We start from the raw sequence: 25,350 nt of genomic DNA on the forward strand, positions 1-25,350 counted from the left end.
ACTATTCTGGGCTTCGATTTGAGTGACCAATCCCTCTGTAAACTTTATTATCCTCCCTTAATCTGTGAGTCAGAAAGTTTCTCGCTTCCCCAAAACTAACATTGTTACAGCCCATGATGGCGATGGGATGTGTCAGGTTGCCATACATCCCCCTAATATAAATGGTTACTGTAAGTCACTCCAACTCTAACAAGCTTTTGTCCGAAAGCGCATTTGCCACTTGAAAGCGAACCGCGCGATTAGGGCCATCCCATGTCATATGTGACAATAATAGTGTGGATGGTTATCAGTTTTGACAACGCTTAGGTGTTAGTTTATGTGTAAATACATCTGCGAATACCGCATGCGCTTCCATATGGGGTTGACGATGACATCAATGTAGCTACACCTGATTATTTATCTCTTCGATTTGGCTTTGTACTGTCGGCAGACAGGTAAATGTAAAGTCATGTTATAAAGCCAGCGGAAGAATGAATGAGAACAGGTTGTTACCTGTAAAGCGCTTCAAAAAGTGACTACCTAAAAAAATAAATTCCTATAGCATACCAATTAACTTGGGTTAGGCATTGGCCAGGTCCAAGAAGAGGTTTATGCCTTGCAAACAGCGCAACGCATAGATACTAAAACGTTTGGCTCTAAAGTGAGGTTGGCATTAATGGATGATGAAGAGTGGTTACATAAGTTGAGGGAGTACTTCTTTTCTCCAAAATTGGAAGAGGTAAAAGTTAATGAAGCCATCGTTCTTAAATATGATTATATTCCCAAGCGTTTATTTAAATATCGCCAATACGGAGAATACGCATTAGAAAATTTAAAAAATAATACATTATGGTGCGATTCCGCAAACGGGTTTAATGATCCATACGATACGTCAATTCATTTTGAATACAGCCAGGTGACACTTGAAAAGCAATTATTCAAATCAATAGAAGAGCAAGGTGCAAATGGGGTATATCAGTTTCTATCAAAGAACGAGTTCGAAATGCTCAAAAACACTGATGAGCCTACGAGAGTGCTAGCTGAAATAGCAGAACAACAGACCAACGGGCGACTACCAGCCGACAAGGTTTATGCATTTTTGAAAAGAAATACTCTTCAAGAATCCGAAGAAATGAACCTTGAATTTAACAGAGTACTCAAGCTGGGTTACAAGATGTGCTCACTGAGTCAACGAAATGATTCAATGCTAATGTGGTCTCATTACTCTGACGAACATACAGGTTTTGTAATGGAGTATGATTTCTCTGGTTTGCCGAATGAGAATATTTTAACTCGTATGCTGTGGCCAGTGATTTATGATAACCAATTGTTTGATGCTTCTGCTTTTTTTGAAGAAGGCTTAAATGGTGGGATGTCTAGCAATATGTTAGCTATTATCGCTTCAATTCATAAAGCTAAAGATTGGTCGTATGAACAAGAATGGCGGTTAATCCTCCCCCGCGGCCCTAATGAACCGTCATTAAACTATCCAGGCCCGAAGGTAAAAGCGATCTATGTTGGTGCTTTATCCCCAGGAAACTATGAACATGACTTGATAGAGATTGGTCAAAGTAAAAAAATTCCAGTATATAAGATGCACCTTTCTCAGCGTGAATTTAAAATGTCACCAAAGGTATTGTACGAGCCATAAAAAGCCCGTTAAACGCTATCTTTTTGGTTAAAAAATGCAGTAAATTCGCCAGCATTGTTCACTGTTTACGGGGGCGTGATGTCTCTTTATATATGTACTGTAAGGCTCATTCATGAATACAACTGAAATATATAATGTCGCGCTTGCCATGATAAGTGCTGTTGGGGGGCTGGCATAATAGTTGTTGGCTTGTCATCTTGGTTAGGAAAGGTTTGGGCATCGCGATTGATGCAAAAGGAAGTAACTAAACATGGGGAAAAAATAGAGTCTTTAAAAAGTGACTTTAAAAAACTAGAACACGAGCATATGGTTCGATTTTCAGGCTTACATGAGAAACAAGCTGAAATAATAGCTCAACTTTACGATAAGCTTTATGAAGTAAATAAACGACGTGATCTCCTTACTCTAAAGCTCCAGTGTAGAGAAATTAAAGAGTCGTATGAAAGAACATATAAAACTTATGAGCCATGGGAGTATATTCATGGTGTACATACTTTAACTGAAGATGAAGAAAACTTGGTAAATGAACTTAAAAAAGCTGTAACCGATTTATCTGACTTTTATGGTCGTAATAAACTCTATCTTTCAGAAAAGTGTTGTGACTTGATGAATAGAGTAACGCAACTTTCGTCTTTCATTTCTAGCAACTATTCAAATTTAGCGTTAAAAGACGAAAATGGTAACTATAGGGTAAACCCCAAAGTTCCTGAAACTTGGAATGCATCCATTGAAGCCATTCATACACTTTTGCCTATTTTAGATTCTGAGTTTAAAGGAATAATTGGCATTGAATGTAAGGCCTAACGTATATGGATAGGCCGCGCACAGCCGCGTCCTTATCCCAAGTGTTGAACAAGCCCGAGCTTAAAGTGATATCTTTATACAGTAAATATCAGCGTAAAATCTTACGCTTTTTGGGTGTGTGGTGAGCAATAGAATTTTTCGTTAGCCCTAGTGTAGTGGCTGAGTGAAATTGGCCATTTAATTAGAGGTTTTGCAATATTCGAGTTAATCCTTTAAGTGCTAATTTAGTAAAGTCGCCAACTGATTCATGCCCCAAAGTGCGTTAAGAGCTCTAGCCAATCAGATTATTACATCTAATGATAGAACCTAATTAAAGTTAGATCTCTTACAAAAAATAGGCAATTTTTGCTGGCCACTACATCCTATTCACACCTTGAGCAGAATGCTCATCAGAATTTAATTACCTGAAGTTTTGCTTAGTATTTCTAACGCCTTTATAGCACTAAAGATGTCAGCATATACCTGCACCTTCTGAAACGGCAAATATTTAGGGATAGCCCGATTTATTGCATCTAACAAGCTTTTTTCTGTTAAAAACACATCAAAATATGGGAGGGCTGATGCTGCATGGTGCATATCGAAAAAATCATTTATCTTAACATTTTTATTCTGCGAGATAATCCAAGTGGCACAAATAGTAGAGTATGTATTCATTGACGGAATAAGGTCATCTAGAGTATTTGAATCTTTTCTCTCAAACAAAACATTCATGAAATAATTAGCTTGTTCAACAGTGTAATCTTCGACAGTGTTTGAGATGGCATTTAAAATTTTTTCTTTATATTCAATAGCTTCATTCTTAAGCTCATTGACTAGTATTTCATTAATCTTCTTACTTCTAGATTTTCGTCTATCCAGGATTTTTTGGGTGGGGTCAGGGTAGCTATTGCCAAACCCTGAAATATCCTGCAAATGTTCAAGATAATTTTTCAGAGCTAATTGATTATCAAATAGAACATCCTGAACTTTATTGTCATATGTTCTATTTTGTTCACCTGAATCCACAACGGTAAACTTTCCCCACCCATAGGCTACACAAGTCCAAATATGCTGAGAGCATGATTCCAAATAATAGCCTTTCCTTCCTTCTTGATTTAGTAGGAGTCTTAACATGAACTCAAACTCAACAACGACACGTTCGCGATAAGGTCGAATAGCAGTGTTTCTAGATAATAGATATATTAAAGACAACGTAGATTCTAATGACTCTGGATCGCTTTGTTTTAAAAACTCTTCAAAATGTGACTCTGAAAAAGGAAAGATCACTTTTCCACTTTCGGCTAGATTTATGACTAAGTCATATAAACGGAGCTTTGCAGAATCACTAGTTATCCCTCGATGAACATCTCTAAGAATTAACCAGTATTTCGTATCAAGATAAACCTTTTTAAAGTTTATTAATTCTAACGACTTTGTGTGACATCTATCTCTATAACTGGTCATTAATGAATCCTTTGACAAAAATCACATCTATTTAATCATAGTTCCTTGAAAAATAGAGGTAAAAGAAGCGATTTTTCTCATATATATCAGAATTAGAGACCTAAATCAGAATAGTGAGATCATTCTTGTTCTCACTGAGAATTTCCAAGGGTAACTCACTACGGTCCAGAAATAGATTACAGCATGGAGCTTTGATGACATGATACGGAAGTGTGTTTGTGGTAGCAATTTATTGTAATTGCTGAATTAAGTCCTAATGAGAAAGTCGGGCTCAACTCAAGTAGCAATAAACGGGTTGGTCAAACGTCAGGACAAATAAGGTTGTTTATTGGAGGAGCTATGTCTACTTGGGCTAGGATTGAACTAGGCGATTACACTATTGATGAATGGCAAAACACGTATCATAAGTGGCTTTTCAAAGGTTCTGATCGGTTCAGGGAAATCGATCATGATAGTCAATTTATAGGCTATCGAATGGAGGCTAAACAACTCAAGCGCAGACTGGAGTTACGAGGAGTAAATAGGCAGTCAGTAGAGCTGGAGTTCAATGAACATAAAACGCTGTGGGTACAGGATTTAGAAAGCCTATTTCAAACGCTGGGAGATAAAGCCAAAGAAAATTTACCTGATTATTATCTATACCTGGATAGTCTTCAAAAATGTTCCTTAGATAGTTGGTTGAAGCTCATTCCTATTGCTCATCGTCTTTGTCGATTAGCACAAAAATATGAGAACTGCTTGAGATTGGATTCGCAGCAACTACAAGCGTCGTTAACGGAAGCTGAGCTAAACCTACTGAAGTTCATGTGCTCAAACTATGATGAATCCCCTTATTACACCAGCGGGGGGTATCATTTTCCCTGCAAATCAATAGATAGCTACGCATGGAGCATACTTCAGCTCGTAGAGCCTGATTCAGTGTGTAAGCTGGATATATCAGTCTTGATAGACAGTGGTTGGGCGAATGATTTTGATGATCTAGCTGAATACCATGAAGGACAAACCAAGTTCTGCGAAAGAGCTAATGCGGAAGTACTTGAAATAACGAGACTAAGTGAGTCAGATGGAGCCAATCCCGTTTTACTGCGCCTTTCATATAGTGGGCTAATAACGATACTTGAAGCCTATTTGTCTGATGTAGCGAAAAGGCAGGTACTAAATAAGGGTGCTATCAAGAGAAGGTTTGTAGAGAGGTTCGAGCCTTTTGGGAAAAGCCAAAAAAGTTTCAAAATCACAGAGCTTTATTCCAAAATGGAGCAATTAGATAAATTAATCATTGAGTGCATCGACTGTCAGTCATTTCATAGTGTTAAAACAATCAATTCTTTTTTTCCCTCAGTTCTGCTGGTTAGTCTCTCCAGTTGCTTGCTACAAAGGCTATCTGACGCTGTAGACACTCGGCATGATATTGTTCACCGAGCAGGTAAGACAAGAGAAGGTGAGCCTATCGAGGTCACTCTGAAAGCTATTCAAAAGCTATCAGCTTTGGTTCTTGAGGTGATGGTATTGGTGGATAAACAGATTGTAGACGGATTGTTGGATGACTAACTCAATGTTGCCCCAAAGTTAGTTAGAACCAAAGCTCTATTTAACAATCCTTATCTTCGTTTTCCATTCAACATTAAATTGAAATTGCTCTTTTACAGTTGCCATCCTTACTGCCTAGATTGCACCAGTTCTAATGAACTGGTTTTATATACAGGTATAATGAGATTTAGCTTAATTTAAATCAAACAACTCATTAAGTAAGCCTAAAGTCGTAATGTTAGCTTAATTAGAAAACTATAATTAATTGATAATGTTGGAAATAAATTTAGCCGCTTATTTTTTGAACGACATTATCGCGCAAGCCCGTTTTGTTTTATGATGTTGAGAGTATTTTATTGCTTTACATCAAAGAGATAGAAAATGTACGATGATATAAATCAATAACTTAAGCTACCGACTTTATCGGGCGCGCCTTTCAATAAGCTGTTAGGCATTCAAGGAGTTTGCAAATGGATTGGTTCTTTAAACTGGTTAGAATAGCAGGTGTTAATTTTCCAGGCGCTGCATCTTTAGTCCAACTGCAAGCTGAAATTGATTCAGAAGCAATGACTAAAAAAATAGAAAAGCTAAGTGACCCGATTAGTTCTCTTCATGAGGACATTCAAACCCTTTCTAGAGAGATTTATCAAAATTTAAAAGAAAAAGATTCTGATACTTTATATTTCACTGATGATTTTTATAGTAAATATAGTCGAGCGTTGGCTACTCTAGATTCAAGTAATCTAATTGAAAAAATTAATACTGCTGGTTCTAGATTTCCTATAGCTATTACTCTATCTGATGCTTCATTTGTTATGTATATGTGTAACTTAGAAGAAAATTCCTCAAAAATGGAAAAAATCACATCAGTAGTTGATAGGTGTGAGGTAGGAACTTGGTTAGATGGTAATGTATTAAGTAAAGATATTGAATTACCAGTCCACGTCATCCGTGGGGTTTTTTCGATATACGAGTCTAAAGGGTATGGATTACTGTCCAAAACAAGGGGGGCGTGTCAATACATGGGAAATGCCTAACAAGCACTTTAAACGGAACAAAAACAGTTGGCTACGTTTCGATCCGCTACACATTATAGCCAACAATTTTTGTCCGCTTAAGTGGGCGTTACCGGATATCCGATTGCCATATCTACCCTAAAACCAAAAGTTACTTTTAGAATTTAGCTTTAAAACGTTTTTGTCCAGAAATGGGTTAGGGGGGTGACACGTTTCTGCCCCAAAGTTATTTAGAACCAAAGCTCTATTTAACAATGCTTATCTTCGTTTTCCATACAACATTTAATTGAAATTACTCTTTTACAGTTGCCATCCTTACTGCCTAGGTTGCACCAGTTCTAATGAACTGGTTTTATATACAGGTATAATGAGATTTGGCTTAATTTAAATCAAACAACTCATTAAGTAAGCCTAAAGTCGTAATGTTAGCTTAATTAGAAAACTATAATTAATTGATAATGTTGGAAATAAATTTAGCCGCTTATGTTTTGAACGACTTTATCGCGCAAGCACGTTTTGTTTTATGATGTTGAGAGTATTTTATTGCTTTACATCAAAGAGATAGAAATTGTACGATGATATAAATCAATAACATAAGCTACCGACTTTATCGGGCGCGCCTTTCAATAAGCTGTTAGGCATAAAAGGAAATCTAATGAGTCAGTACGATCTTACGAATATTGTAAAAGTCTTGGAATTAAAAAATGCTGAAAAACTTAACAGACATCTTGATATAGGCTGGGTATTAATTGGTACTTCAAGTGATCAACACTCAGCAAATGGTTATTCTTTATCATATAGCATTGGCTGGTCTAAAAATTTAGGTGAAGTGAAATTTCCTGAAAAAACAAAAAGCGAAATAGAGCTAGAAAACTGGGCTAATAATTCGTAATTTATGCCTAACAAGAGTTCAAGCTGTCAACTTTAACTAGATACTTCTAACTCATTTCTGTCCAAAAACGAGTTAGTGATTAGCGGGGGCTCGAAGTCAGTTAGCTTTATGCTTGGAACATATCGGTCTGGAATTCAGCCTTCTTATTATGAAGTCCACGGTCTTGCAACCACGAGTAAAATCTACTTCTAGTAATCGAAACACCGCGTTCGTTTAGTTTTCTTAAGATTTCAGCTTTGGAGGTCTTGGTATCGAGGAGGTTCAATATAAAAGCGGTATGCGCATCAAGCCTAGACTTGACCTTCTGTCCCTTTTGACGGCCAGATGATAGCCCTTTGGCTTTTCGTTTAGCGTGACCTGCTTTGGCTCGTTCAGAGCGTTTTTGAGCCTCTACAGCGCTGGCAAAAGTCTGCCCAATAACTGTAAAAATGATTTCAGCATTATCAACCTTCTCAGAGTTAATGATGCTGTCGTTGTATGCCAAGTGGAGCTCACCGTATGAGGCTATCTGGCCAATAACGCCATAACCTTGTGACGACCCAGCCATGTGATATCCGATACAATGATGCTTTGTTGAGAGGTAATGAGGGAATATAACTTCCGCTCACTAAGTTTTGTCTTGGTGGCAGACACATGTTCTTCTATCCAATCCGATATTTGTATGCCACATTCAGCGGCGTACGCCTTGATAGCTTCTCTTTGTGATTCACCATCGGCTCTTTGTGGATCTGATACTCGAATATAGCCAATCATGCCAGCCCCCAAGTTGAAGAGTTAATTGCTCATGGACGGTTATTTGCTGTTTAGGTAGTCCAATACAACTTCATGGTGGTTTTTTGTTTTGAACTTGTTGAATACATGCTCAATATAACCAGACTCATTGATTAAGAAGCTTGTTCTGACTACGCCCATATTCTCTTTGCCCATAAATTTTTTGAGTTGCCAAACTCCGTATTTTTCACATACTTCGTGATCTTCATCGGCTAGCAAGGTGAAGTTCAGTTCTTGCTTGTTGATGAAATTAGTCAGCTTTTTAGGGGTGTCAGGACTTAAACCAAGAACAACGACGTTATGATTATCAAGTTCTGCTTTAGTGTCACGTAACCCTTGAGCCTGAACAGTACAACCTGGCGTTGAAGCGCGTGGGTAGAAATAGAGCAATACTTTTTTCCCTTTCAGCTCAGAGAGCGTGAAAGGGTTATTGTCTTGGTCATTTAAAGTAAAATCTGGTGCTGTTTTAGCGGCTTCTATCACCATGTTTTTGTCCTTGCTTTTCTTCATTTAAATTATGTGTGGGTAGTGTAATTAACTTTGTCCGGTTTAGTGCATTTATATTACGTTAGAGTGTACATATCTATCGTTAATTCAGTGTCCTGTCTAGTGATTACACTAAACAGGATACTTTTATCTAAAAATGCCTTTGATAAGGTTATCCGGCCTTGCTTTGATGACCTTATCCATTGCCTTCTCTCGCTCACTTTCATGTAGCATGTCCATGAGTTCCTGAACCATTTTTATATGGCTTGCTGCTTGTTTGGCTAGTGCTTGTTCATGGCTTCTAGCGATGTCAAGGTACTCCTTTTTTTCTTATTAGCTTGAGTCTTGTCGTGTTTTAGCTGTTTAACTTCAGCCTGTAAAATATCAACAGGTGAGTGACTTAAATCATCTTGTGCTGCACGAGCTTCAAGTGACTTATTCTTCACCATTACTTGAATGTCTTCATGTCTGCGAAGTGCACCCACAGAAAGTCCAGCTTCTTTCTCAACGGTACTATTGTTGACTTTTAGCTTACCTTCTCGGGCTTTCTTCTTTAGTTCTCGGTTTTCTGGTTTACCCTCTAACAGGCGATCTAGGGCATTTATGAGCTTATTCTTAGTTGCTTGTGTCATTACGCAGTCACTCCGCAAAGTATCAGCAGGTTCTGAACTTCTTGAGGTATTGTAACGGGTTCATAGCTAATATCTAAGTCTTTCATAATACGTTCAGCAGCCGTGATTTTGATATACACTTCTGACGCTGTTTGAGGCGTTAATTCATCATTCTCAATGTCCCAAAGCATATGAATTTCGGCTTCTTTGCGCTTAGCTTCGGCAAAAACAGCATCGACAATATAGTCGTTCTTACAGTCCACGCACTCTAATAGGTTGACTTGTGTACGTAGGCTACAGCCTGTTGAAGTACAGTAAACACCGGGGGCGACGGCGTGAATGTGGCGCTTTTGATCTCGGATTTGCTTTTTCCAGTAGTTGTCCGAGAGCATGTCGTCATCGACCTTATCTTTAAACAAGTTACGCTCAGCCTTCATCATGTTTTTGGCAAACTCTTTGCCTTTGCCGCCAGCGACAAGCTCTTTGTTCGCCAGCTTCTTGTAGATGTTCAGGTACACTTGCGCTTTTTGATCAATCCTTTCTTCATCAATGGCGTGAGCCAAGCTTTTCTTTTGCTTTATGATTTTCTGGAATTTACTGGCGTTTTTAGCGTAATGGCGTGACATCGCCATGGATACATGGCTGAACTGCTGCTTGAGTTGGGGGAACGCACAAAGCTCGAAGCCGATCAGATAATAAGCAAACGAGCGGCGGAGCTGATGACCTGAGAAGTGATAGTCATCTCCTACATTAAACGTAAGGTTAGGGTCGGAAATTTTCAAATCGATAACATCGTCATTGGTTAGTGCTAGCTTTTCTGCTAGTGCGCCTTTAAACCAACTTTTTAGATGATTTCCTAGTTGGTTTTTAGCTAATGCACCACAGCTCCCAATAACCTTATGAAAAAATACTTGGCTATCAGGGTGACGCTGTCTAAGTGGCGAATGTAACGCTTGCAGTATCTCGTAAGCCTTTTTGCCGACTTCTGTTGTGACAAACTCATCTTGCTTTGACTGAGAGCCTTTAACAGTTTTTGATAGGTCTGCATGAATAACGTGAATGGTTTGCCTTGATATGGTTTCTGTTGTGCATCCATTTGCGGTATGTAGGTGAAAGGTTTCATCGGAGCGCATGCCTGTGCGGGACATTAACGCCCAGAGGCAACCACCACTTAGTTGTTTAAATAATGATTGCGCCTTTATAAGTCCAGTTATCTTCCTGTTGCCAACCCTCAATGTTCGCTCAGGGTGGAACTTGTAGATGTATTCAAACTTGATCGTAGGCTTGTGCATTTTGAGTAGTTCAAGGACCGATTCTTGTGACGGGTTATTGAGTGCAAGAAAAGCAGATTGAAAGGCTATTCTCTTTTCCTTCTCACCTTTATTTGCTGAAGTTAAATACCATTTAAACATGCCATTTTTCTTCTTTGCCTCATCGCTGACAAGGTAGTTTGCATATTCTATATAGGTTTTATCAAAGTAGGTGGCTATGTAATTAGATAGTTTGTTCAGTTCGTCACGAATGGGGTATAGCTCGTTTACTAATGCTTCTGATTGTTGAAGTCCCAAATAGTACAGTCGTTGCGGGATAACCGTGTGCTGCTCTTGTTCTTTAATGGTTAAACCCAAATCCGAGGCAGATAACTTTTTGGTCAGATTAACGTTAAACGGCAGTCGTGTTGCCTCTATGAACAGTTTGTTGAGTGCTGAATAAGTCATTTGTCGTTCGAAGTCCATAGTGGTAGCATCATTTAAAACCCAAGCCTCTAACCGCTCAAAATTTAATACCTCAAAGCTATTGTGACCTTCATTCAGTAGACCAGTGGCGACTTTCTTTAACCCAGTGATAGCAGACACAATGCTCCCAAAAGAGTAATCTTTAGGTGAGAGCCATATCATACTCAATGCCAGTGCTTTCAATTGGTTTGTCAGGTTGCGCTCCATCACCATTCCGCCTAGAAAAAAATCTAGAGTATCCGTTTGGGTACCATTAGGCTCAAAGAACGCCTGGAGCTGTCGCCAAGCGTTGTTATCCCCAATTTTACCCAGGGATTCGCCTGTGACGCTAAAACCAATATCTAGCGCTTCAAAGACATCCCACTCGCCCGATTTAATAGCAGGCTCTAACACATCCTTCAGGTAATTTGTGTAGTTTCCAACGTGATTTTGTGCGCTTAACAGGGCATCCTGTTGACCAATGTTGTATTTAGATAGCTTTATCATGATGGGCTCCCAATTAACGGTGTAGGGTTAAAATGGCGTGATCCATAGACACTCGGGGGTGACGCCCTTTTTTGTTAAATAATGTCATCGCATTGTCGTATACATCCTTGCTGGCACCATCGAGAGTAACCTCAAAAGCGGCGATTCTTTCATATACCCCTTCTTGCGCGTTAGGGTATAGGTTTACAGCCTCTTTCAGCACATCAATAAAAGAGATAAGTTTATAGATGGATTGAGTTTCATTGACGGCTTTGGCTGATTGGCATTTATGGCACATGTCGTATTCAGTACAAGGTAGCTGTAGCTTCATGGCGTTATTAGTTTCACGCTGGGTGTTTTTTCCACCTGCAATTTTTTGTTGCCCATTGCAATGAATGCCATTGGGATTGGTTTTTGCTCTTTCTTCCTCTTGCTTCTTTTTCCATTCATCATGCGTCAGTATTGTGATGCCAATTCTGGCTGCAACTATCTCTTTTGCTTGTTCTAAACCCGTGCCAGCACCCAATAGCTCCATCACTTGTAGAGCTTGTGATATGATGATTTTGTTGAGTCTTGGGTCACCATTGGCATAGTGCTTATCAATGGTTTGAAGAAGGTTTTGCAGGAGGCTTTGAACACCGCCAGCGCCACTTACGGAGTACACTTGGTTACTGGCCATTTCTCGCCAGCGGCTTGATTGAAGCGATATGAAGTATTCGTTGGTTTCAATTGACCATGTTTTCATTAGATTAGAGCTGATAGGGCTTATTCCGTCCCAGTCTTTAGGGGCTTCATGGCGATGACCGCGTTTGAGCAGCAACCGCTCATAGTTTTTAGAGTATTGTTTATCGGCTAACTCTGTGGCGAAATGTTCTATATCTTCGATTAACGCCTTGTCAGCAGCAGGAACAGAGAAGTAATGCATCTCGCCATTGCGGTATTTGAACGACACACTGATGTTGCCCTCAGCGTCTTTATCCGAATAAGTCAGCGGCAGTAAGATGCCCTTGAGGGGTAAGTCTGTGTAACACGATAAGATGCAGTAGGCGCTATTTGTTGCTCCCTGAGTGGCTTTTGTTTTTGAGTTAGGGCGAGTGACTTTACTTACGATAAATCGACCAAGTGTATTCGTTTGTTTTTTTAGCTCGATAAAATGCTGGTTTAGATAGCTGTGAAACAACTCCTTAAACCATGGGAGGCAAGATGCACGAGTGGGTGATAGCAAGTTTAGCTCTACCATTAGATGTTTGTTTACTGCGACCATATTAAACGAGCTACTTTTCTCCTCTTGGTTATTAAGCATAAACAGTAACTCAGCCCCTTTTTCGCCACCGCCATAGAGTGCTGAGAGCGTTTCAAGTGTTTTAATAAACTTCACTCCATCCCGTTTGTTAACATCGAAACTTCGGTTGGTAAGTACAGCGTCTACCTCTTTATTTGCGCGTGGCTTAAAGCTCGATACCTTAACTACCTGTAAGCTTTTATCCCGCAGGTCAGTATGAATCGTGACGGGGTGAGCGATGCTCCGTACGTCGCTATCGTTTAATGAGGTAAAAAAGCACATTAGGTGATAAGCCGCCCCCATAGCCATATTAAATGCAGCGGCATGCTTTACGGGTGTGCCCGTTTTACTCATCCCATATGTTTGGGTTTTGAGAGAGGTTTTTATTGAAATGATTTTTTGATTGAAACCTAAGTCAATAACGACAGGCAGCTCGTCAGGAAGGATAAGGTTTTCTTTTTTTGCCGCAATGAATTGCGGGGCTAGGGTGAAAAATAACGCACTTAACCGAGCAACAAGCACCTCTTCTTCAGCGTCGGAATAACCCTTACTTTGTGTTGCTTCGCCACTAAAACCTCGGTGATGGGTTGCCCATGTGTCAGCGGGTAATCCACACCATGTAAGGGCGGTGCGAAGTGCTGAAGTTATTTGAGAGGCTGTGCTTTCTTGGATACCCAGTTCATCACCGTGTCTCATCTCCCATAGCCTTTTGGATGAGCTATACATTTTTATCCGGTGCCGCAGTTCGCCATCATTCCCAGCATATTTTAAATAGCCGGCTTCAGAAAAGGGGTCAACGTTTATAGCGTCACAAAAGACAATGAAGCCTCTTAATGCATCGTAGACCATCTGGATGGTTCGTGCCGATCTGCCATTATGAACATACTGGTTGGCCTTTTTACAAAAGCTCCTTAAAAAAGGGATACGGCTGTCGATTTTGACATTTTTACTGTTTGCGGAAAGGTGTAACAGGTTTGATATATCAAACTCGATTGTCTTCCTGCTTCTGGTGTCCTTATAGGGGATGGTAAGGTGCAACGGAACTACATTTTTACTGTTTCTAACGTGCTTTGCCGTCTTTGAGTGCTTCGCGAGCGGGCTTTTTGCCATGCTACCACCCCTTATTCATCTTGTTGTTTTTGCTCTCTGCAACCCGTAACTGCTCATCAAACTTATTCATGAACGTAATGTACTTTTCCGTCGTTGCGGTGCTCGAATGTCCCATAAGCGAGGCTAATTCGTCCATTAGGTACTCATAGGCAACCTGTCGCGCTTTATACTCACGCCAAAGCCAATGCGTGGCATAAGTTGAGCGTAGGTCATGGATTCGATAGTACCAGTCAGGTTCTATTGCCCGGATGCACTGTCGCAGCTTGCTAAAATGCGCCTCTAGAGTATTTTCTGTATAAGGCCGCCCTTTATTGGAAAGAAAAAGGTACTCAGTGGTGTCTAGCTCTTCTTTGGAATTGATCAGATCCTTTCGGCTAGTAAGGTTCTTTTGTCGCTGACTACATTCCTTGAATTGCTCTAATTCCTCATACAGTGCGATAGGGATTTCAATTGTGCGCTGCTTACTACCTTTGGTATGTGTAATGGTCAATGGCACGACATCTAATCCACTAAAATCCTTATCACCAATATCATGAGCAGGAAAGTGAGTCGCTTCATCAATCCTAAGTCCTGCCTCTTCACAAAGTCTCAGTATCAGGGAAGCAGCTTTTGGCAATGTATGAATGTGTTGAGAGAACAGTTCTTTATGCTCCAACGACATAGGCTTCAATTTTTGATGAGCAGGCGTTTTATCGATTTTGGGGAACATCTTCATGATGTTTGATATTTCATAGAGCCGCTTTGCGCCAGACTTAGTATGGGCAAGAATGTCATGCTGGTTGGCGTCCCCTACGTTAACCTTAACCTCGGTGAAGTGTGTCAGGACATGCTCATCATCATTTGTGAGGTAACCGTGCCTCTGCATCCACTTATAAAACCCAATGACAGCACCCATATAGCTTCTTGCTGAGTTAAGCGAGTACGCTTCGTCACCAGTTGCCTCCTTTCGAGAACGACAGTTTGCTAAAAGGTGCTCTGCAAATTGCCAAGGTGCGCCTTCTTCTTCATGTTTCGTCAGTGTTTTATAGGTTAGGTACTGTGGTGGTATCACATTCCCATCATCATCAACTTGAGGGTAGTGGGTAGAGTCTAAATATCGAGTAAAGGCCAATAAGCCTTTTGCTATTGATTGGGTGTCTTGAATTTTTCCTTCACCGCTGAGTTTTGACACAAGATAAAGAGATTGTGGATAAACAACATGCCCATCTGGTGCAACGATAATATCGGTATTCTTTATGCGAGACTGTAATTTGGACGGGGAAAGGTAGGGGGAGTGGGTCACTTCTCCACAGTCTGTATCGATGACCTGTGAGATTCTCAGTTTAGCTAATGTGTCTACCTCTATGAAGAGTAATCGGTAGTCATCATAAACATCATTTTCGTCATGCTTTTCTATCACAAAACAACCCTCAATATGTTACCCACATATCAAAGGTAGATTGTCATAAAAAATTATCAAGGTTTTTTGTCATAAGAAATTTCTAGGGGTGAACTTTTTCTCGCCCCATACACCGAATGCATCGGCGATGGCGTGGTCTTCGTCGCTAAGCAATGAGAAGTTGAGTTCTTGTTTGTCATTAAATTTAAGTAATTTTGCCACTGGATCAGGACTTAGACCTAAAACCGTTACCTGGTGATTTGCAAGTTCTGCTTTACTGTCACGAAGCCCTTGAGCCTGAACAGTACAACCAGGAGTAGACGCTTTAGGGTAGAAATACACTAATACTGGACCACCTTTTAAAGCGTCAGTTAACGCAATAGTTTCGTCAAATTGGTTTTGTAGAGAGAATTGCGGTGCTAAATCACCAACTGTTAGGGTATTCATGTAAAGTCCTTATTTGTTATTTTTACTTTTCACTGGCCTGCATGTGATTGATTGAACAATCTAAAGCGAGCTCATTTGCGAGTTCTTGAATACTTTTCTCAAGTTTTATTAGATCAACTTTTTCAGGCACGTTAATCGTAAACAAAATGGTTTGAGTTAAATTATCATCATCGGCATGAGAACGTACCGCGGCTAAATCTAATGAACGGTCTGCTAAAAATTCAGTTATACGCTTCATCGTGCCTCGTTGATCTTGCCCATTAACACTGACTTCGATACGAGATACAAAATTCTTAGGTGTATGCTTTGAGGTGCGCTTCATTACCGTTAGTAACTCAAGTTCAACACTTAAGCTGGGTAATAGGGTTTCTATCTTAGTTATTGCAGCCCAAGATCCTGAGATCATCATGATCAGGGTGAATTCATTTCCGAATAAAGCCATACGGCTATCGACGATGTCACAATCACATTCACTGGCTAAACGGGCTAGGCGACTTACTAAACCTGGGCGATCAGAGCCCATAGCAGTAACGACCAGATAGTTGGTCATGGATTTTCCTCACTTTTTCGATATCATAGAGCGTAAACTAGCGAGCTAACGCAAAGTTTTTTTGCGGGACGTAATGCTACCATAACTAGAACTAAACCACATAAGTATGTCTTTATTAGGCTAAAAATTATTGAAAAGTGTATTGTTTGAGCATTAATTTATAATAACTATTGATTTATAAGGAAATAAAGTTTATTTCTTCATGAGTTGATCAAGTTAAAAATATAAAAATAGTGTTCAAATAACACGATATTTTGCCAGTTTTGTATAAATGCATTTGAGAGCCCCGTTAATGCTTGTCATTAGTAGTAGGCATAAGTAACATAGCGAATCCTGAAACCTTGGGGAATTTAGATGATAAACGGAAGCATCGTTGCCTTAATCACACCAATGAATAGTGATGGCACAGTAGATTACAGTAGTCTTGAAAGACTCGTAGAATTTCATATAGACCAAGGCACAGATGCGATTGTTGCCGTTGGTACCACTGGAGAGTCAGCGACTCTACCCATGAAAGAACATGCACAAGTTGTTGCACAAACCGTTAAGTTTGCTGCAGGTAGAATTCCTGTAATCGGCGGTAATGGTGCGAATGCAACAGCTGAAGCCATTGAGTTGACTCAATCTATGGCTGATTCTGGCATTGTCGGTATGCTTGGCGTTACCCCTTATTACAATAAGCCAACACCTAAAGGTTTAATTGCCCATTATAAAGCCGTTGCTGCTTGTACTGACATTCCGCAAATTCTTTACAATGTACCTGGCCGTACATCAGTTGATATGTTGCCCGAAACAGTAGCAGAGTTAGTATCTGTTAGTAATATTGTTGGCGTAAAAGAAGCCACCGGTGATTTGACCCGTGTCGCTAAATTACGCGAATTATGTGGTAGTGACTTTAAATTATACAGCGGCGATGATGCGACAGCTCGAGACTTTTTATTATTAGGCGGGGACGGCGTTATTTCTGTTGCCAATAATATCGTGCCTAAATCATTCAAAGCTATGTGTGATGCAGCCTTAGCTGGCGATCATGCATTGTCAGAAAGCATTAACATGCCGATGAAAGGACTGTATGAAAGTCTATTCTGTGAAGCCAACCCAATTCCTGTGAAATGGGCTGCTCATCAAATGGGTTTAATCAGCCAAGGACATATTCGTTTACCTTTAACTGAACTTTCTGAGCAGTTTCATGGTCTGTTGTTAGAAGCGATGAAACAAGCCCAGATAGAGGTAAACCGATAAATGTTGAAGCAAGTTACCCCAATTTTATTAATTGCTGCCGTTACAGCGTGTAGTACACCTACAGATCGTCGAGTTGCCAATGGCAGTGAAGACTTTGTAAATGCTAAATCAGTTCCGTTACTGACAATCCCAGAAGGATTAACCGAGCCGACTTATAGCCGTGAATACGACATCCCAAGTGCTGGTGAAGACGTTAATAAAGAACTTATTGGCAAGCGTTTAGATATTCGTCCTCCTTTACTTGTACTTCCAATGTCTGAAGGTACTCGTGTTGAAGAGGGCAGCGATAATATTAAAATTATCGTTGAGTCTATTCCTAGCACAACAGATCTTAAACAAGAAGTGTTTGACAACCTTAAAGGCTTCCTTGCTAAGTACGATGTCGCAGTCGAAAAAGAAGATTACGAGTCAGGTGTATTAGAAACAGGTTGGATTGAAAACAGAGATGTTATCGAGACAAGTTGGTTTGGTGATGACAAAGTCTATTTATTGCGTCAGCGCTACCGTTATGATGTTGATGTTAGCCCACATGGCCGCTCAGGTAGTATGAGCATTGATCTGGTTGAGCATGAAGAGTCATACGACGGCGAAGAACAAGAAATCTTTTTAAGTGGTGAAGACCAACGTCGCTATACCATCGATATGCTAAATAATACTATTGCTTACATGAGTGTTACCCGTGACAAGCAAATCAAAGCAGATCGAGTTGAACAAAGTCTTGGTATTGATGTTGATTTAGTTGCTGAAACAGAAGAAACAGGTGCTTATTGGATTGCAGAAGCCGACTTTAGCAAAACTTGGGATCGTTTACGTATTGTAATGCCTGAACTTGGTTTTGATATTGTTGATATGGATAGCGCTAAAGGACTTTATTATATTGTTCTTGAAGAAAGTGGCGGATTCTGGAGCTCGTTATGGGGCGAAGACAAGTTACCGTTAGAACGTGGTAATTATCGCGTTGAGTTAGAAGAAAACGACGATAACTCTCAAACCAAAATCTTTATTAAAGATGCTTTAGGTGAGCCGTTAGATAACGAGGTAGTGACTGAGCTTTATCGCGTATTGAACGAAGCGATGAAAGCTGATCGTAAAGTTCGTTAAGCTAAAACCGCCAAAGTATTTGTACTTGCTCTAAAAAGCAGCAATTTATTACAAAGAGACACATTTATGTGTCTCTTTTTTTGTGCTGTTATTAGATGAATATCTAGTGATATCGTTTGTTTCGCCCAATTAAACAGGGAATTACTAATAAAATGTGAACTGTAATTCAGTTAATTCCGTAAAAACCCACCTGTTAATGGAATGTGTATTTTGTAAGGAAAGGTAAAACGTCTTGATACCAGCTTGCTGCTGGGTAAACTAACGTTTGCTTCAATCCTTTTAACATTTTGTATATGAGTTTGACGAACGGAATTCCGATGAAAAAAATTATAATATTACTCGTTGCATTAGGTCTTGCTTGGTTCGGTTATCAATCGACTCTGTCTCCTAGTAATACTAAAGAGCGTGTTAAACCTATTCCAAATGTTGTCGTGGCCAAGGTTGCCATGTTACCAGTGCGTGATGAAGTCGAAGCGATTGGTACCAATAAAGCGTTTGAGTCTATTACTATTACTCCGAAAGTTACTGAACAAGTAGCTTCGATAAACTTTGATGATGGTGACATCGTCAACAAAGGCGACTTGCTGGTGCAACTTCGTAACCGAGAACAAGTTGCTAAAGTCAGAGTCGCTGAAGTTAAAGTAAAAGATCACTTACGCGAATTAGACCGAATTAGAAGTCTAGTGACTAGTAAAACGGTTGCTGAACTCGAAAGAGATAGACTGCAAACCCTCATTGATACAACCCGCGCGGAGCTAGAACAAGCCAAAGCAGCATTAGAAGACAGAGCAATTCATGCTCCATTTTCTGGTCGTTTAGGTCTTAAACAAGTGAGTGTCGGTTCGTTAGTCTCTCCAGGTACTCAAATCACCACATTAGATGATGTGAGTAAGATTAAACTCGACTTTTCAGTACCTGAGCGATTTATCCAAGAGCTTCAATTAGGTAAAAGTGTCGAGTCAAAGGCCATTGCGTTTCCTGACCGTATTTTTAAAGGTGTTGTGACATCAATTGATAGCCGCGTGAATCCATCGACTCGTGCTGTGATTGTCAGAGCGATTATTGATAATGCCGACGCTGCTTTACTGCCTGGTATGTTGATGAAAGTAAAATTGATTAAACAAAATCGTGAAACCTTGTTATTACCTGAGTCTGCCATTATCCCAATTCAGGCAAAACATTTTGTTTATACCGTGAATGATGAAAATGTGGTTGAACAGCACTCAGTTACACTAGGCATACGCAACCGTGGTTGGGTTGAGATTATTGATGGTGTTGAAATCGGTACCCCTGTGATTATTCGCGGCCTATTGAAAGTAAGACCAGGTGATGAAGTTAAAACAGAAGCGGCTGAGGCCTTTAATTTTGCCAATGTGGCAGGTTCGGAGAATGCCGCATGATTTTAACTGATATCTCGGTAAAAAGGCCGGTATTAGCTTCTGTAATCAGTATTTTGATTATCATTCTTGGTTTAGTTTCTTTTGAAAACTGCCATTACGGGAATACCCAAATATTGATCCGCCAGTGGTGTCTATCGATACCCGTTATCGCGGCGCTAGTGCCTCTGTTGTAGAAAGTCGTATTACTCAATTAATTGAAGACAGAATCAGTGGCGTAGAAGGCATTAAGCATGTCAGTTCACGCAGCCGTGATGGACGCTCGTCTGTCACATTAGAGTTTGATGTTGGTCGCGATATTGAAGCTGCTGCCAATGATGTTCGCGATAGAATTTCTGGACTACTTGATAATTTACCTGAAGAGGCTGATCCGCCAGAAGTAGAAAAAGCCAATGGCGGAGATGAAGTGATCATGTGGCTAAACCTAGTCTCTGATCAAATGACTACATTGCAATTAACCGATTATGCGCGCCGCTACTTAACTGACCGTTTTTCAGTGGTGGATGGTGTGGCCAATATACGTTTAGGTGGTGGTAAAGTTTATGCCATGCGTATTTGGATTGACCGCCAAGCATTGGCATCTCGTAACTTAACCGTTGCCGATGTCGAGTCTGCACTGCGCTCTGAAAACGTTGAATTGCCGGCTGGGTCAATTGAATCTAAAGAGCGTCACTTTACAGTACGTGTCGATAGAAGCTTTAGAACTGAGCAAGACTTTGCCAATCTCGTTATTACTCAAGGTGATGATGGCTACTTGGTGAGATTAGGTGATGTTGCCAAAGTACAAATTGGTTCTGAAGAAGAGCGGATTATGTTCCGTGGTAATACAGAGTCGATGATTGGTCTAGGTGTATCAAAGCAATCGACATCTAACACGTTAGAAGTTGCTCGCGCGGCTAACGCCTTAGTTGACGAAATTAACCCTACACTGCCAGCAGGTATGGAGATAAAACGTTCTTACGATAGCTCAGTATTTATTGAAGCCTCGATTAAAGAAGTGTATCAAACGCTGTTTATCGCCATGGTGTTAGTGATTATCGTTATTTACCTGTTTTTAGGTAGTGTACGAGCCATGTTAATTCCAGCATTAACGGTTCCTGTATCACTTATGGGGACGTTTATCGTTTTATATACCCTTGGATATACCATTAACTTGCTAACACTGCTAGCGATGATTTTAGCCATTGGTATGGTGGTCGATGATGCGATTGTCATGCTCGAAAATATTCATCGTCGAATTGAACAAGGGGATTCACCATTAAAAGCGGCTTATCTCGGTGGACGTGAAGTGGCGTTTGCCGTTGTAGCAACGACGTTAGTCCTAATTGCCGTGTTTATGCCGATTAGTTTCCTAGATGGTGATTTAGGTAAATTATTTAAAGAGTTTGCTGTCACCATGAGTGCAGCGGTGATGTTCTCAAGTTTAGTTGCACTGACGTTAAGTCCAATGATGTGTTCAAAGCTGCTAAAACCAGCAGGTGAATCTTCTTGGTTAGTTCGTAAAGTGGATGCGATGATGGATTTTGTTACTAAAATCTATCAATCAAATCTTAATAGCGCGATTAAACAGCCTTATCTAATTGGCCTTATTGTGGTGGCAGCGTTTGCTGTCAGCGGCTATTTATTGAATAAAGTGCCACAGGAATTTGCGCCTCAGGAAGACCGTGGTTCGATGTTTTTGGTGGTAAATGGCCCACAAGGTGCAAGCTTTGAATACATAGAAAAATACATGGATGAAATTGAAGGCCGTTTAATGCCTTTGGTTGAAGCTGGTGATATTAAGCGCCTGTTAATTCGTGCTCCTCGAGGTTTTGGTACTGCGGCGGACTTCTCTAATGGTATGGCTATTATCGTACTTGAAGATTGGGCTGAACGTCGTCCTGCTAATGAGATTATTACTGATATTCGAACTAGAATATCAGATCTAGCTGGCGTTCGAGCGTTTCCAATTATGCGTCAGGCATTTGGTCGTGGTGTGGGTAAACCTGTGCAGTTTGTATTAGGTGGCCCAAGCTATGAAGAACTAGCCAATTGGCGAGACATCATGCTTGAAAAAGCCGGCGAGAATGAAATGCTCGCAGGTCTTGATCATGATTATAAAGAAACTAAACCACAGTTAAGAGTTGCCATTGATAAAGACCGCGCCGCTGATTTAGGCGTGTCTATTTCGCATATTGGTCGCACGTTAGAGTCAATGTTAGGTTCGCGATTAGTTACCACTTTCATGCGAGATGGTGAAGAATACGATGTGATTATTGAAGGTAATCGTGACAATCAAAACACGGCAACCGATCTTGAAAACATCTATGTTCGCTCAGATAGAACCAATGAATTGGTGCCGCTATCAAATCTTGTCACAGTTGAAGAATACGCTGACGCAAGCTCATTGAATCGTTATAACCGAATGCGCGCTATTACCATTGAAGCTAACTTAGCCGATGGTTACAGTTTAGGTGAAGCGTTAGATTATCTTAATGATATCGCTGATACGTATTTACCCGCAGAAGCGGTCATCAGTTACAAAGGGCAATCGCTGGATTATCAGAGCTCGGGTAATTCAATGTATTTTGTGTTTGTGCTGGCATTAGGCATTGTATTCTTGGTTTTGGCAGCTCAGTTTGAAAGCTATGTGCATCCAATGGTGATTATGCTTACTGTGCCATTGGCCACACTTGGCGCCTTAATCGGCTTATGGTTTACTGATCAAAGTATCAATATCTACAGCCAAATTGGCATCATCATGCTGGTGGGACTAGCGGCTAAAAACGGTATTTTGATTGTTGAATTTGCCAACCAACTTCGTGATAAAGGCATTGCCTTTGATGATGCAGTTATTCAAGCATCATCACAACGCTTACGCCCAATCTTGATGACAGGTATCACCACAGCAGCCGGTGCTATTCCACTGGTAATGTCTAGTGGAGCAGGGGCTGAAACTCGCTTTGTGATTGGCGTTGTGGTTTTATCAGGAATATTGTTAGCAACTTTCTTCACCCTATTAGTGATCCCCGTTGCTTACAGTGTGTTTGCTCGTAATAGTAGCTCCCCAGATGCCATTACTAAGCAACTCGAAAAAGAGTTACAGGAAAATTAGTGAGTTAATTGTTATTTAGTTAATTCATTAAAAACTAAAAAAGCCCGTTAGCAATAACGGGCTTTTTGCATTTATCAATTTAATTATCTTTAAAGCACAACCTTAAAAGATCAACAGGCCTTAGCGGTGGATTATTTATAATATGCAAGCTCGCTGTTTAAACCTTTAAGTAAACTGACACACATAAGTAATAATACAAAGTTAAAGGGTAGAGCGGTCGCTACTACACCAGACTGGAGCGCTTGTAAGGCTTCTTTACCGCCAATCCAAAGCAATACTGCCGCTATTGAGCCTTGAACAATTGCCCAAAACATACGCTGGGGAATTGGTGCATCAATCTTGCCGCCAGCAGTAATACTGTCGATAACTAATGAACCAGAATCAGATGAGGTGACAAAAAATACCAGAATTAACACTACAGATAAAATGGATATGATTGAACCGAACGGTAGAGCATCATAGACATAAAATAATGCCAATGAAATATCGCCTAAACCATTAGCGCCAAGCTCACCAACTTCATTGACCACTTGATCTAGGGCTATGCCACCAAAAGTCCCCATCCAAACGATAGTCAGTAAAGTTGGAACAAAGATGACTCCGCACAAGAATTGACGCACCGTTCGGCCTTTAGAAATGCGGGCGATAAACATTCCTACAAAAGGAGACCAAGATATCCACCAAGCCCAATAAAATACGGTCCAACCGTGCATCCAGACGGTATCATCTCGGCCATGAGGGTTACTTAATTGAAAGATATTCTCTGCATAAGCGATAAAGGTGTTTGGAATAGATGCTACGACGACATCAAAGCCGAGGTAAATAACAAACACCAGTAAGGCTAATGCGCAAAGCATATTAATATTACTGAGTAATTTAACACCGCCTTCAATGCCTCTATAAATCGAAATCATCGCAACGAAAGTGACAAAGATAATGATCCCAATCTGCATTTCAATTCCGCCACTGGTACCAAATACATGATTAATACCGCTAGTCGCTTGTTGAGCCCCAAGGCCCAAAGTTGTTGCTAAACCAAACAAGGTTGCCAGAACCGCCATAACATCGATGATATGGCCAAGCCAGCCCCAGGCTTTATCGCCAAAAATTGGGTAGAACACTGACCGAATCGACATCGGTAAACCTTTGTTATAGGCAAAAAAGGCCAGTGCTAATGCAACGACTGAATAAATTCCCCAACCATGAACACCCCAATGAAACATAGTTGCGCCCATGGCCATTGATTTAGCTTCCTGTGAGTATGCTTCCACGTTAAGTGGTGTACCCCACCAATCGGTAAAGTATGCAGTTGGCTCAGATACGCTCCAAAATAGCAGCCCAATTCCCATACCAGCGGCAAATAGCATGGAAAGCCACGACATGACAGAATACTCAGGAGCGGCATTTTTGCCACCAATCCTGATTTTTCCTAAAGGAGAGAGCATTAACGCTATTGCAAATAGTAAGAAAAAATTTGTCGACCAAATAAATAGCACATCGAATTGTTGGATTATGCCGTCTTTGACACTGTTTAGTGCATCTTTAGCAGTGTTCGCGTCAAGAAGTAATATGGTCGTGAGAAAGAAGAATACTAAACCTGCGCTTATCCCAAATACAGGGTTATGAATATCGAGCCCCCATTTTTGCAGGTTGTCTTGACCAACGTTATAGTCGGTGGTTTCTATACTGTATTTATTTACTGTCTTATGCATTTTGAACCCGAGTTTCAAATGGTACTTTCTATTACTAAAATAATTGTAAAATGAAAGCGAAATGGCGGTAGTTTAGTTATTTTAGGGCCATAAAAAAACCTTAGATATTATCACATATCACTTAATCAATTAGGATGACTACACGCGTAACTCTACATTTTTTCGATTTAAGTTATCGTTTTTGTTACAAAAACTAATCATTCGTAGTTTATACCTCAATCAAGATCAGGCAAAATTGATTAAAGGTACGATTGTCATCTATATCTATATCGCCAGTAAATTTAGACTGTCAAAAATAAAAGAGTTATATAAAACGAAATGAAAAAATCAGATAAAAAAATTGAAAATCAAATTTGTGAAACACTGACTGAGGTTTGTGATGTGTTATTGGATCAGTTTGCTGGTTTTAAGTGGTTAACTCATACGGTTAAGTTTAGCGCTTTTCCAAGTTCACTCAGGGTGGTTTGTATTTTTGACACTGATGCTCAATTAACCCAATTAGTGTTAAATAAACAAGATATATTCATTCAAAACTTAATTGTCCATAAACTAACCCAACAGGGGCTTAAGCTTACAATCAAACAAGTGGTGTTTGATAGCGAAGCAAGGTGTGAAGCTCAACATGACGGTAACTGGGCAATGCGCTTAAAATAATG

Annotated in this window: 19 protein-coding genes and 2 pseudogenes; 10 read left to right on the forward strand and 11 right to left on the reverse strand. The window is 40.2% G+C overall.

Features of this window, described 5'->3' with window-relative positions; all coding sequences use genetic code 11:
* The first annotated feature begins 595 nt into the window (after positions 1-595).
* Both AC0L4E_RS07755 and AC0L4E_RS07760 read left to right on the forward strand, forming a co-directional pair.
* A complete protein-coding gene (locus AC0L4E_RS07755; protein WP_473678715.1) occupies positions 596-1,630 on the forward strand; it encodes a DUF2971 domain-containing protein in 1,035 nt (344 codons plus the stop codon).
* Between the two features lie 228 nt (positions 1,631-1,858).
* Positions 1,859-2,434, forward strand: coding sequence for a hypothetical protein (locus AC0L4E_RS07760; RefSeq protein WP_473678716.1), 576 nt, complete (start codon positions 1,859-1,861; stop codon positions 2,432-2,434).
* A 396-nt stretch (positions 2,435-2,830) separates the two neighbouring features.
* Here the strand turns inward: AC0L4E_RS07760 and AC0L4E_RS07765 are convergent, their stop codons facing one another.
* A complete protein-coding gene (locus AC0L4E_RS07765; RefSeq protein ID WP_473678717.1) occupies positions 2,831-3,877 on the reverse strand; it encodes a hypothetical protein in 1,047 nt (348 codons plus the stop codon).
* A 339-nt stretch (positions 3,878-4,216) separates the two neighbouring features.
* Between AC0L4E_RS07765 and AC0L4E_RS07770 the strand changes: the two genes are divergently transcribed.
* The 3 genes from AC0L4E_RS07770 (at position 4,217) to AC0L4E_RS07780 (ending at position 7,312) form a co-directional block, all read left to right on the forward strand.
* On the forward strand, positions 4,217-5,425 hold the full coding sequence (locus tag AC0L4E_RS07770; RefSeq protein WP_473678718.1) for a HEPN/Toprim-associated domain-containing protein: 1,209 nt from the start codon (positions 4,217-4,219) through the stop codon (positions 5,423-5,425).
* 449 nt (positions 5,426-5,874) lie between these two features.
* Entirely contained in the window at positions 5,875-6,441 is a 567-nt protein-coding gene (locus AC0L4E_RS07775) for a hypothetical protein (RefSeq protein ID WP_473678719.1), read from the forward strand.
* A 634-nt stretch (positions 6,442-7,075) separates the two neighbouring features.
* Positions 7,076-7,312, forward strand: a complete 237-nt coding sequence (locus AC0L4E_RS07780; protein WP_473678720.1) for a hypothetical protein — start codon at positions 7,076-7,078, stop codon at positions 7,310-7,312.
* Between the two features lie 106 nt (positions 7,313-7,418).
* On the opposite strand, the gene AC0L4E_RS07785 is transcribed toward AC0L4E_RS07780, so the two are convergent.
* From AC0L4E_RS07785 to AC0L4E_RS07825, 9 genes and pseudogenes are all read right to left on the reverse strand, one after another.
* Positions 7,419-7,859, reverse strand: coding sequence for a hypothetical protein (locus AC0L4E_RS07785; RefSeq protein ID WP_473678721.1), 441 nt, complete (start codon positions 7,857-7,859; stop codon positions 7,419-7,421).
* The gene (locus tag AC0L4E_RS07790; RefSeq protein ID WP_473678722.1) at positions 7,817-8,065 is read right to left on the reverse strand and encodes a recombinase family protein; all 249 of its coding nucleotides are present in this window, start codon (positions 8,063-8,065) and stop codon (positions 7,817-7,819) included. Before AC0L4E_RS07790 ends, AC0L4E_RS07785 begins: the two co-directional genes overlap by 43 nt.
* 39 nt (positions 8,066-8,104) lie before the next feature.
* Positions 8,105-8,569, reverse strand: coding sequence for a thioredoxin-dependent thiol peroxidase (bcp, locus tag AC0L4E_RS07795; protein WP_473678723.1), 465 nt, complete (start codon positions 8,567-8,569; stop codon positions 8,105-8,107).
* A gap of 281 nt (positions 8,570-8,850) precedes the next feature.
* The gene (locus AC0L4E_RS07800; RefSeq protein ID WP_473678724.1) at positions 8,851-9,201 is read right to left on the reverse strand and encodes a hypothetical protein; all 351 of its coding nucleotides are present in this window, start codon (positions 9,199-9,201) and stop codon (positions 8,851-8,853) included.
* Positions 9,201-11,402 (reverse strand): hypothetical protein, encoded by a 2,202-nt coding sequence (locus tag AC0L4E_RS07805; protein WP_473678725.1) that lies wholly within the window; start codon positions 11,400-11,402, stop codon positions 9,201-9,203. Before AC0L4E_RS07805 ends, AC0L4E_RS07800 begins: the two co-directional genes overlap by 1 nt.
* A gap of 13 nt (positions 11,403-11,415) precedes the next feature.
* Entirely contained in the window at positions 11,416-13,773 is a 2,358-nt protein-coding gene (locus tag AC0L4E_RS07810; RefSeq protein ID WP_473678726.1) for a hypothetical protein, read from the reverse strand.
* 1 nt (position 13,774) lies between these two features.
* Complete coding sequence (locus AC0L4E_RS07815) at positions 13,775-15,172, reverse strand: tyrosine-type recombinase/integrase (RefSeq protein WP_473678727.1); 1,398 nt, start codon at positions 15,170-15,172, stop codon at positions 13,775-13,777.
* A 90-nt stretch (positions 15,173-15,262) separates the two neighbouring features.
* Positions 15,263-15,598, reverse strand: a pseudogene (gene bcp, locus AC0L4E_RS07820) (thioredoxin-dependent thiol peroxidase); the annotation flags it as partial.
* 22 nt (positions 15,599-15,620) lie between these two features.
* Entirely contained in the window at positions 15,621-16,148 is a 528-nt protein-coding gene (locus AC0L4E_RS07825; RefSeq protein ID WP_473678728.1) for a glycine cleavage system transcriptional repressor, read from the reverse strand.
* A 354-nt stretch (positions 16,149-16,502) separates the two neighbouring features.
* Between AC0L4E_RS07825 and dapA the strand changes: the two genes are divergently transcribed.
* From dapA to AC0L4E_RS07845, 4 genes and pseudogenes are all read left to right on the forward strand, one after another.
* Positions 16,503-17,390: a 4-hydroxy-tetrahydrodipicolinate synthase gene (gene dapA / locus AC0L4E_RS07830; RefSeq protein WP_473678729.1), complete on the forward strand. Its 888-nt coding sequence runs from the start codon at positions 16,503-16,505 to the stop codon at positions 17,388-17,390.
* Positions 17,391-18,491, forward strand: coding sequence for an outer membrane protein assembly factor BamC (gene bamC / locus AC0L4E_RS07835; RefSeq protein ID WP_473678730.1), 1,101 nt, complete (start codon positions 17,391-17,393; stop codon positions 18,489-18,491).
* 317 nt (positions 18,492-18,808) lie between these two features.
* Positions 18,809-19,891, forward strand: coding sequence for an efflux RND transporter periplasmic adaptor subunit (locus tag AC0L4E_RS07840; protein WP_473678731.1), 1,083 nt, complete (start codon positions 18,809-18,811; stop codon positions 19,889-19,891).
* Positions 19,888-22,982: pseudogene (locus AC0L4E_RS07845) on the forward strand (efflux RND transporter permease subunit). The gene AC0L4E_RS07840 and the pseudogene AC0L4E_RS07845 overlap by 4 nt, the downstream one beginning before the upstream one ends.
* Before the next feature lie 131 nt (positions 22,983-23,113).
* Here the strand turns inward: AC0L4E_RS07845 and AC0L4E_RS07850 are convergent.
* A complete protein-coding gene (locus AC0L4E_RS07850; protein WP_473678732.1) occupies positions 23,114-24,694 on the reverse strand; it encodes a BCCT family transporter in 1,581 nt (526 codons plus the stop codon).
* A gap of 318 nt (positions 24,695-25,012) precedes the next feature.
* Between AC0L4E_RS07850 and AC0L4E_RS07855 the strand changes: the two genes are divergently transcribed.
* Positions 25,013-25,348 carry a Fis family transcriptional regulator gene (locus tag AC0L4E_RS07855; RefSeq protein WP_473678733.1) on the forward strand — a complete coding sequence of 112 codons (336 nt, stop codon included), beginning with the start codon at positions 25,013-25,015 and terminating at the stop codon, positions 25,346-25,348.
* The last annotated feature ends 2 nt before the right edge of the window (positions 25,349-25,350 follow it).

This window comes from Shewanella sp. GJ50-10, from assembly GCF_055808815.1.

What these genes read in the sequence shown, in the direction of transcription:
- AC0L4E_RS07760 (WP_473678716.1), top strand. Translation starts at nt 1,859, where the DNA reads ATGCAAAAGGAAGTAACTAAACATGGGGAAAAAATAGAGTCTTTAAAA.
- AC0L4E_RS07765 (WP_473678717.1), bottom strand. Translation starts at nt 3,877, where the DNA reads ATGACCAGTTATAGAGATAGATGTCACACAAAGTCGTTAGAATTAATA.
- AC0L4E_RS07770 (WP_473678718.1), top strand. Translation starts at nt 4,217, where the DNA reads ATGTCTACTTGGGCTAGGATTGAACTAGGCGATTACACTATTGATGAA.
- AC0L4E_RS07775 (WP_473678719.1), top strand. Translation starts at nt 5,875, where the DNA reads ATGGATTGGTTCTTTAAACTGGTTAGAATAGCAGGTGTTAATTTTCCA.
- AC0L4E_RS07780 (WP_473678720.1), top strand. Translation starts at nt 7,076, where the DNA reads ATGAGTCAGTACGATCTTACGAATATTGTAAAAGTCTTGGAATTAAAA.
- AC0L4E_RS07785 (WP_473678721.1), bottom strand. Translation starts at nt 7,859, where the DNA reads ATGGCTGGGTCGTCACAAGGTTATGGCGTTATTGGCCAGATAGCCTCA.
- AC0L4E_RS07790 (WP_473678722.1), bottom strand. Translation starts at nt 8,065, where the DNA reads ATGATTGGCTATATTCGAGTATCAGATCCACAAAGAGCCGATGGTGAA.
- bcp (WP_473678723.1), bottom strand. Translation starts at nt 8,569, where the DNA reads ATGGTGATAGAAGCCGCTAAAACAGCACCAGATTTTACTTTAAATGAC.
- AC0L4E_RS07800 (WP_473678724.1), bottom strand. Translation starts at nt 9,201, where the DNA reads ATGACACAAGCAACTAAGAATAAGCTCATAAATGCCCTAGATCGCCTG.
- AC0L4E_RS07805 (WP_473678725.1), bottom strand. Translation starts at nt 11,402, where the DNA reads ATGATAAAGCTATCTAAATACAACATTGGTCAACAGGATGCCCTGTTA.
- AC0L4E_RS07810 (WP_473678726.1), bottom strand. Translation starts at nt 13,773, where the DNA reads ATGGCAAAAAGCCCGCTCGCGAAGCACTCAAAGACGGCAAAGCACGTT.
- AC0L4E_RS07825 (WP_473678728.1), bottom strand. Translation starts at nt 16,148, where the DNA reads ATGACCAACTATCTGGTCGTTACTGCTATGGGCTCTGATCGCCCAGGT.
- dapA (WP_473678729.1), top strand. Translation starts at nt 16,503, where the DNA reads ATGATAAACGGAAGCATCGTTGCCTTAATCACACCAATGAATAGTGAT.
- bamC (WP_473678730.1), top strand. Translation starts at nt 17,391, where the DNA reads ATGTTGAAGCAAGTTACCCCAATTTTATTAATTGCTGCCGTTACAGCG.
- AC0L4E_RS07840 (WP_473678731.1), top strand. Translation starts at nt 18,809, where the DNA reads ATGAAAAAAATTATAATATTACTCGTTGCATTAGGTCTTGCTTGGTTC.
- AC0L4E_RS07850 (WP_473678732.1), bottom strand. Translation starts at nt 24,694, where the DNA reads ATGCATAAGACAGTAAATAAATACAGTATAGAAACCACCGACTATAAC.
- AC0L4E_RS07855 (WP_473678733.1), top strand. Translation starts at nt 25,013, where the DNA reads ATGAAAAAATCAGATAAAAAAATTGAAAATCAAATTTGTGAAACACTG.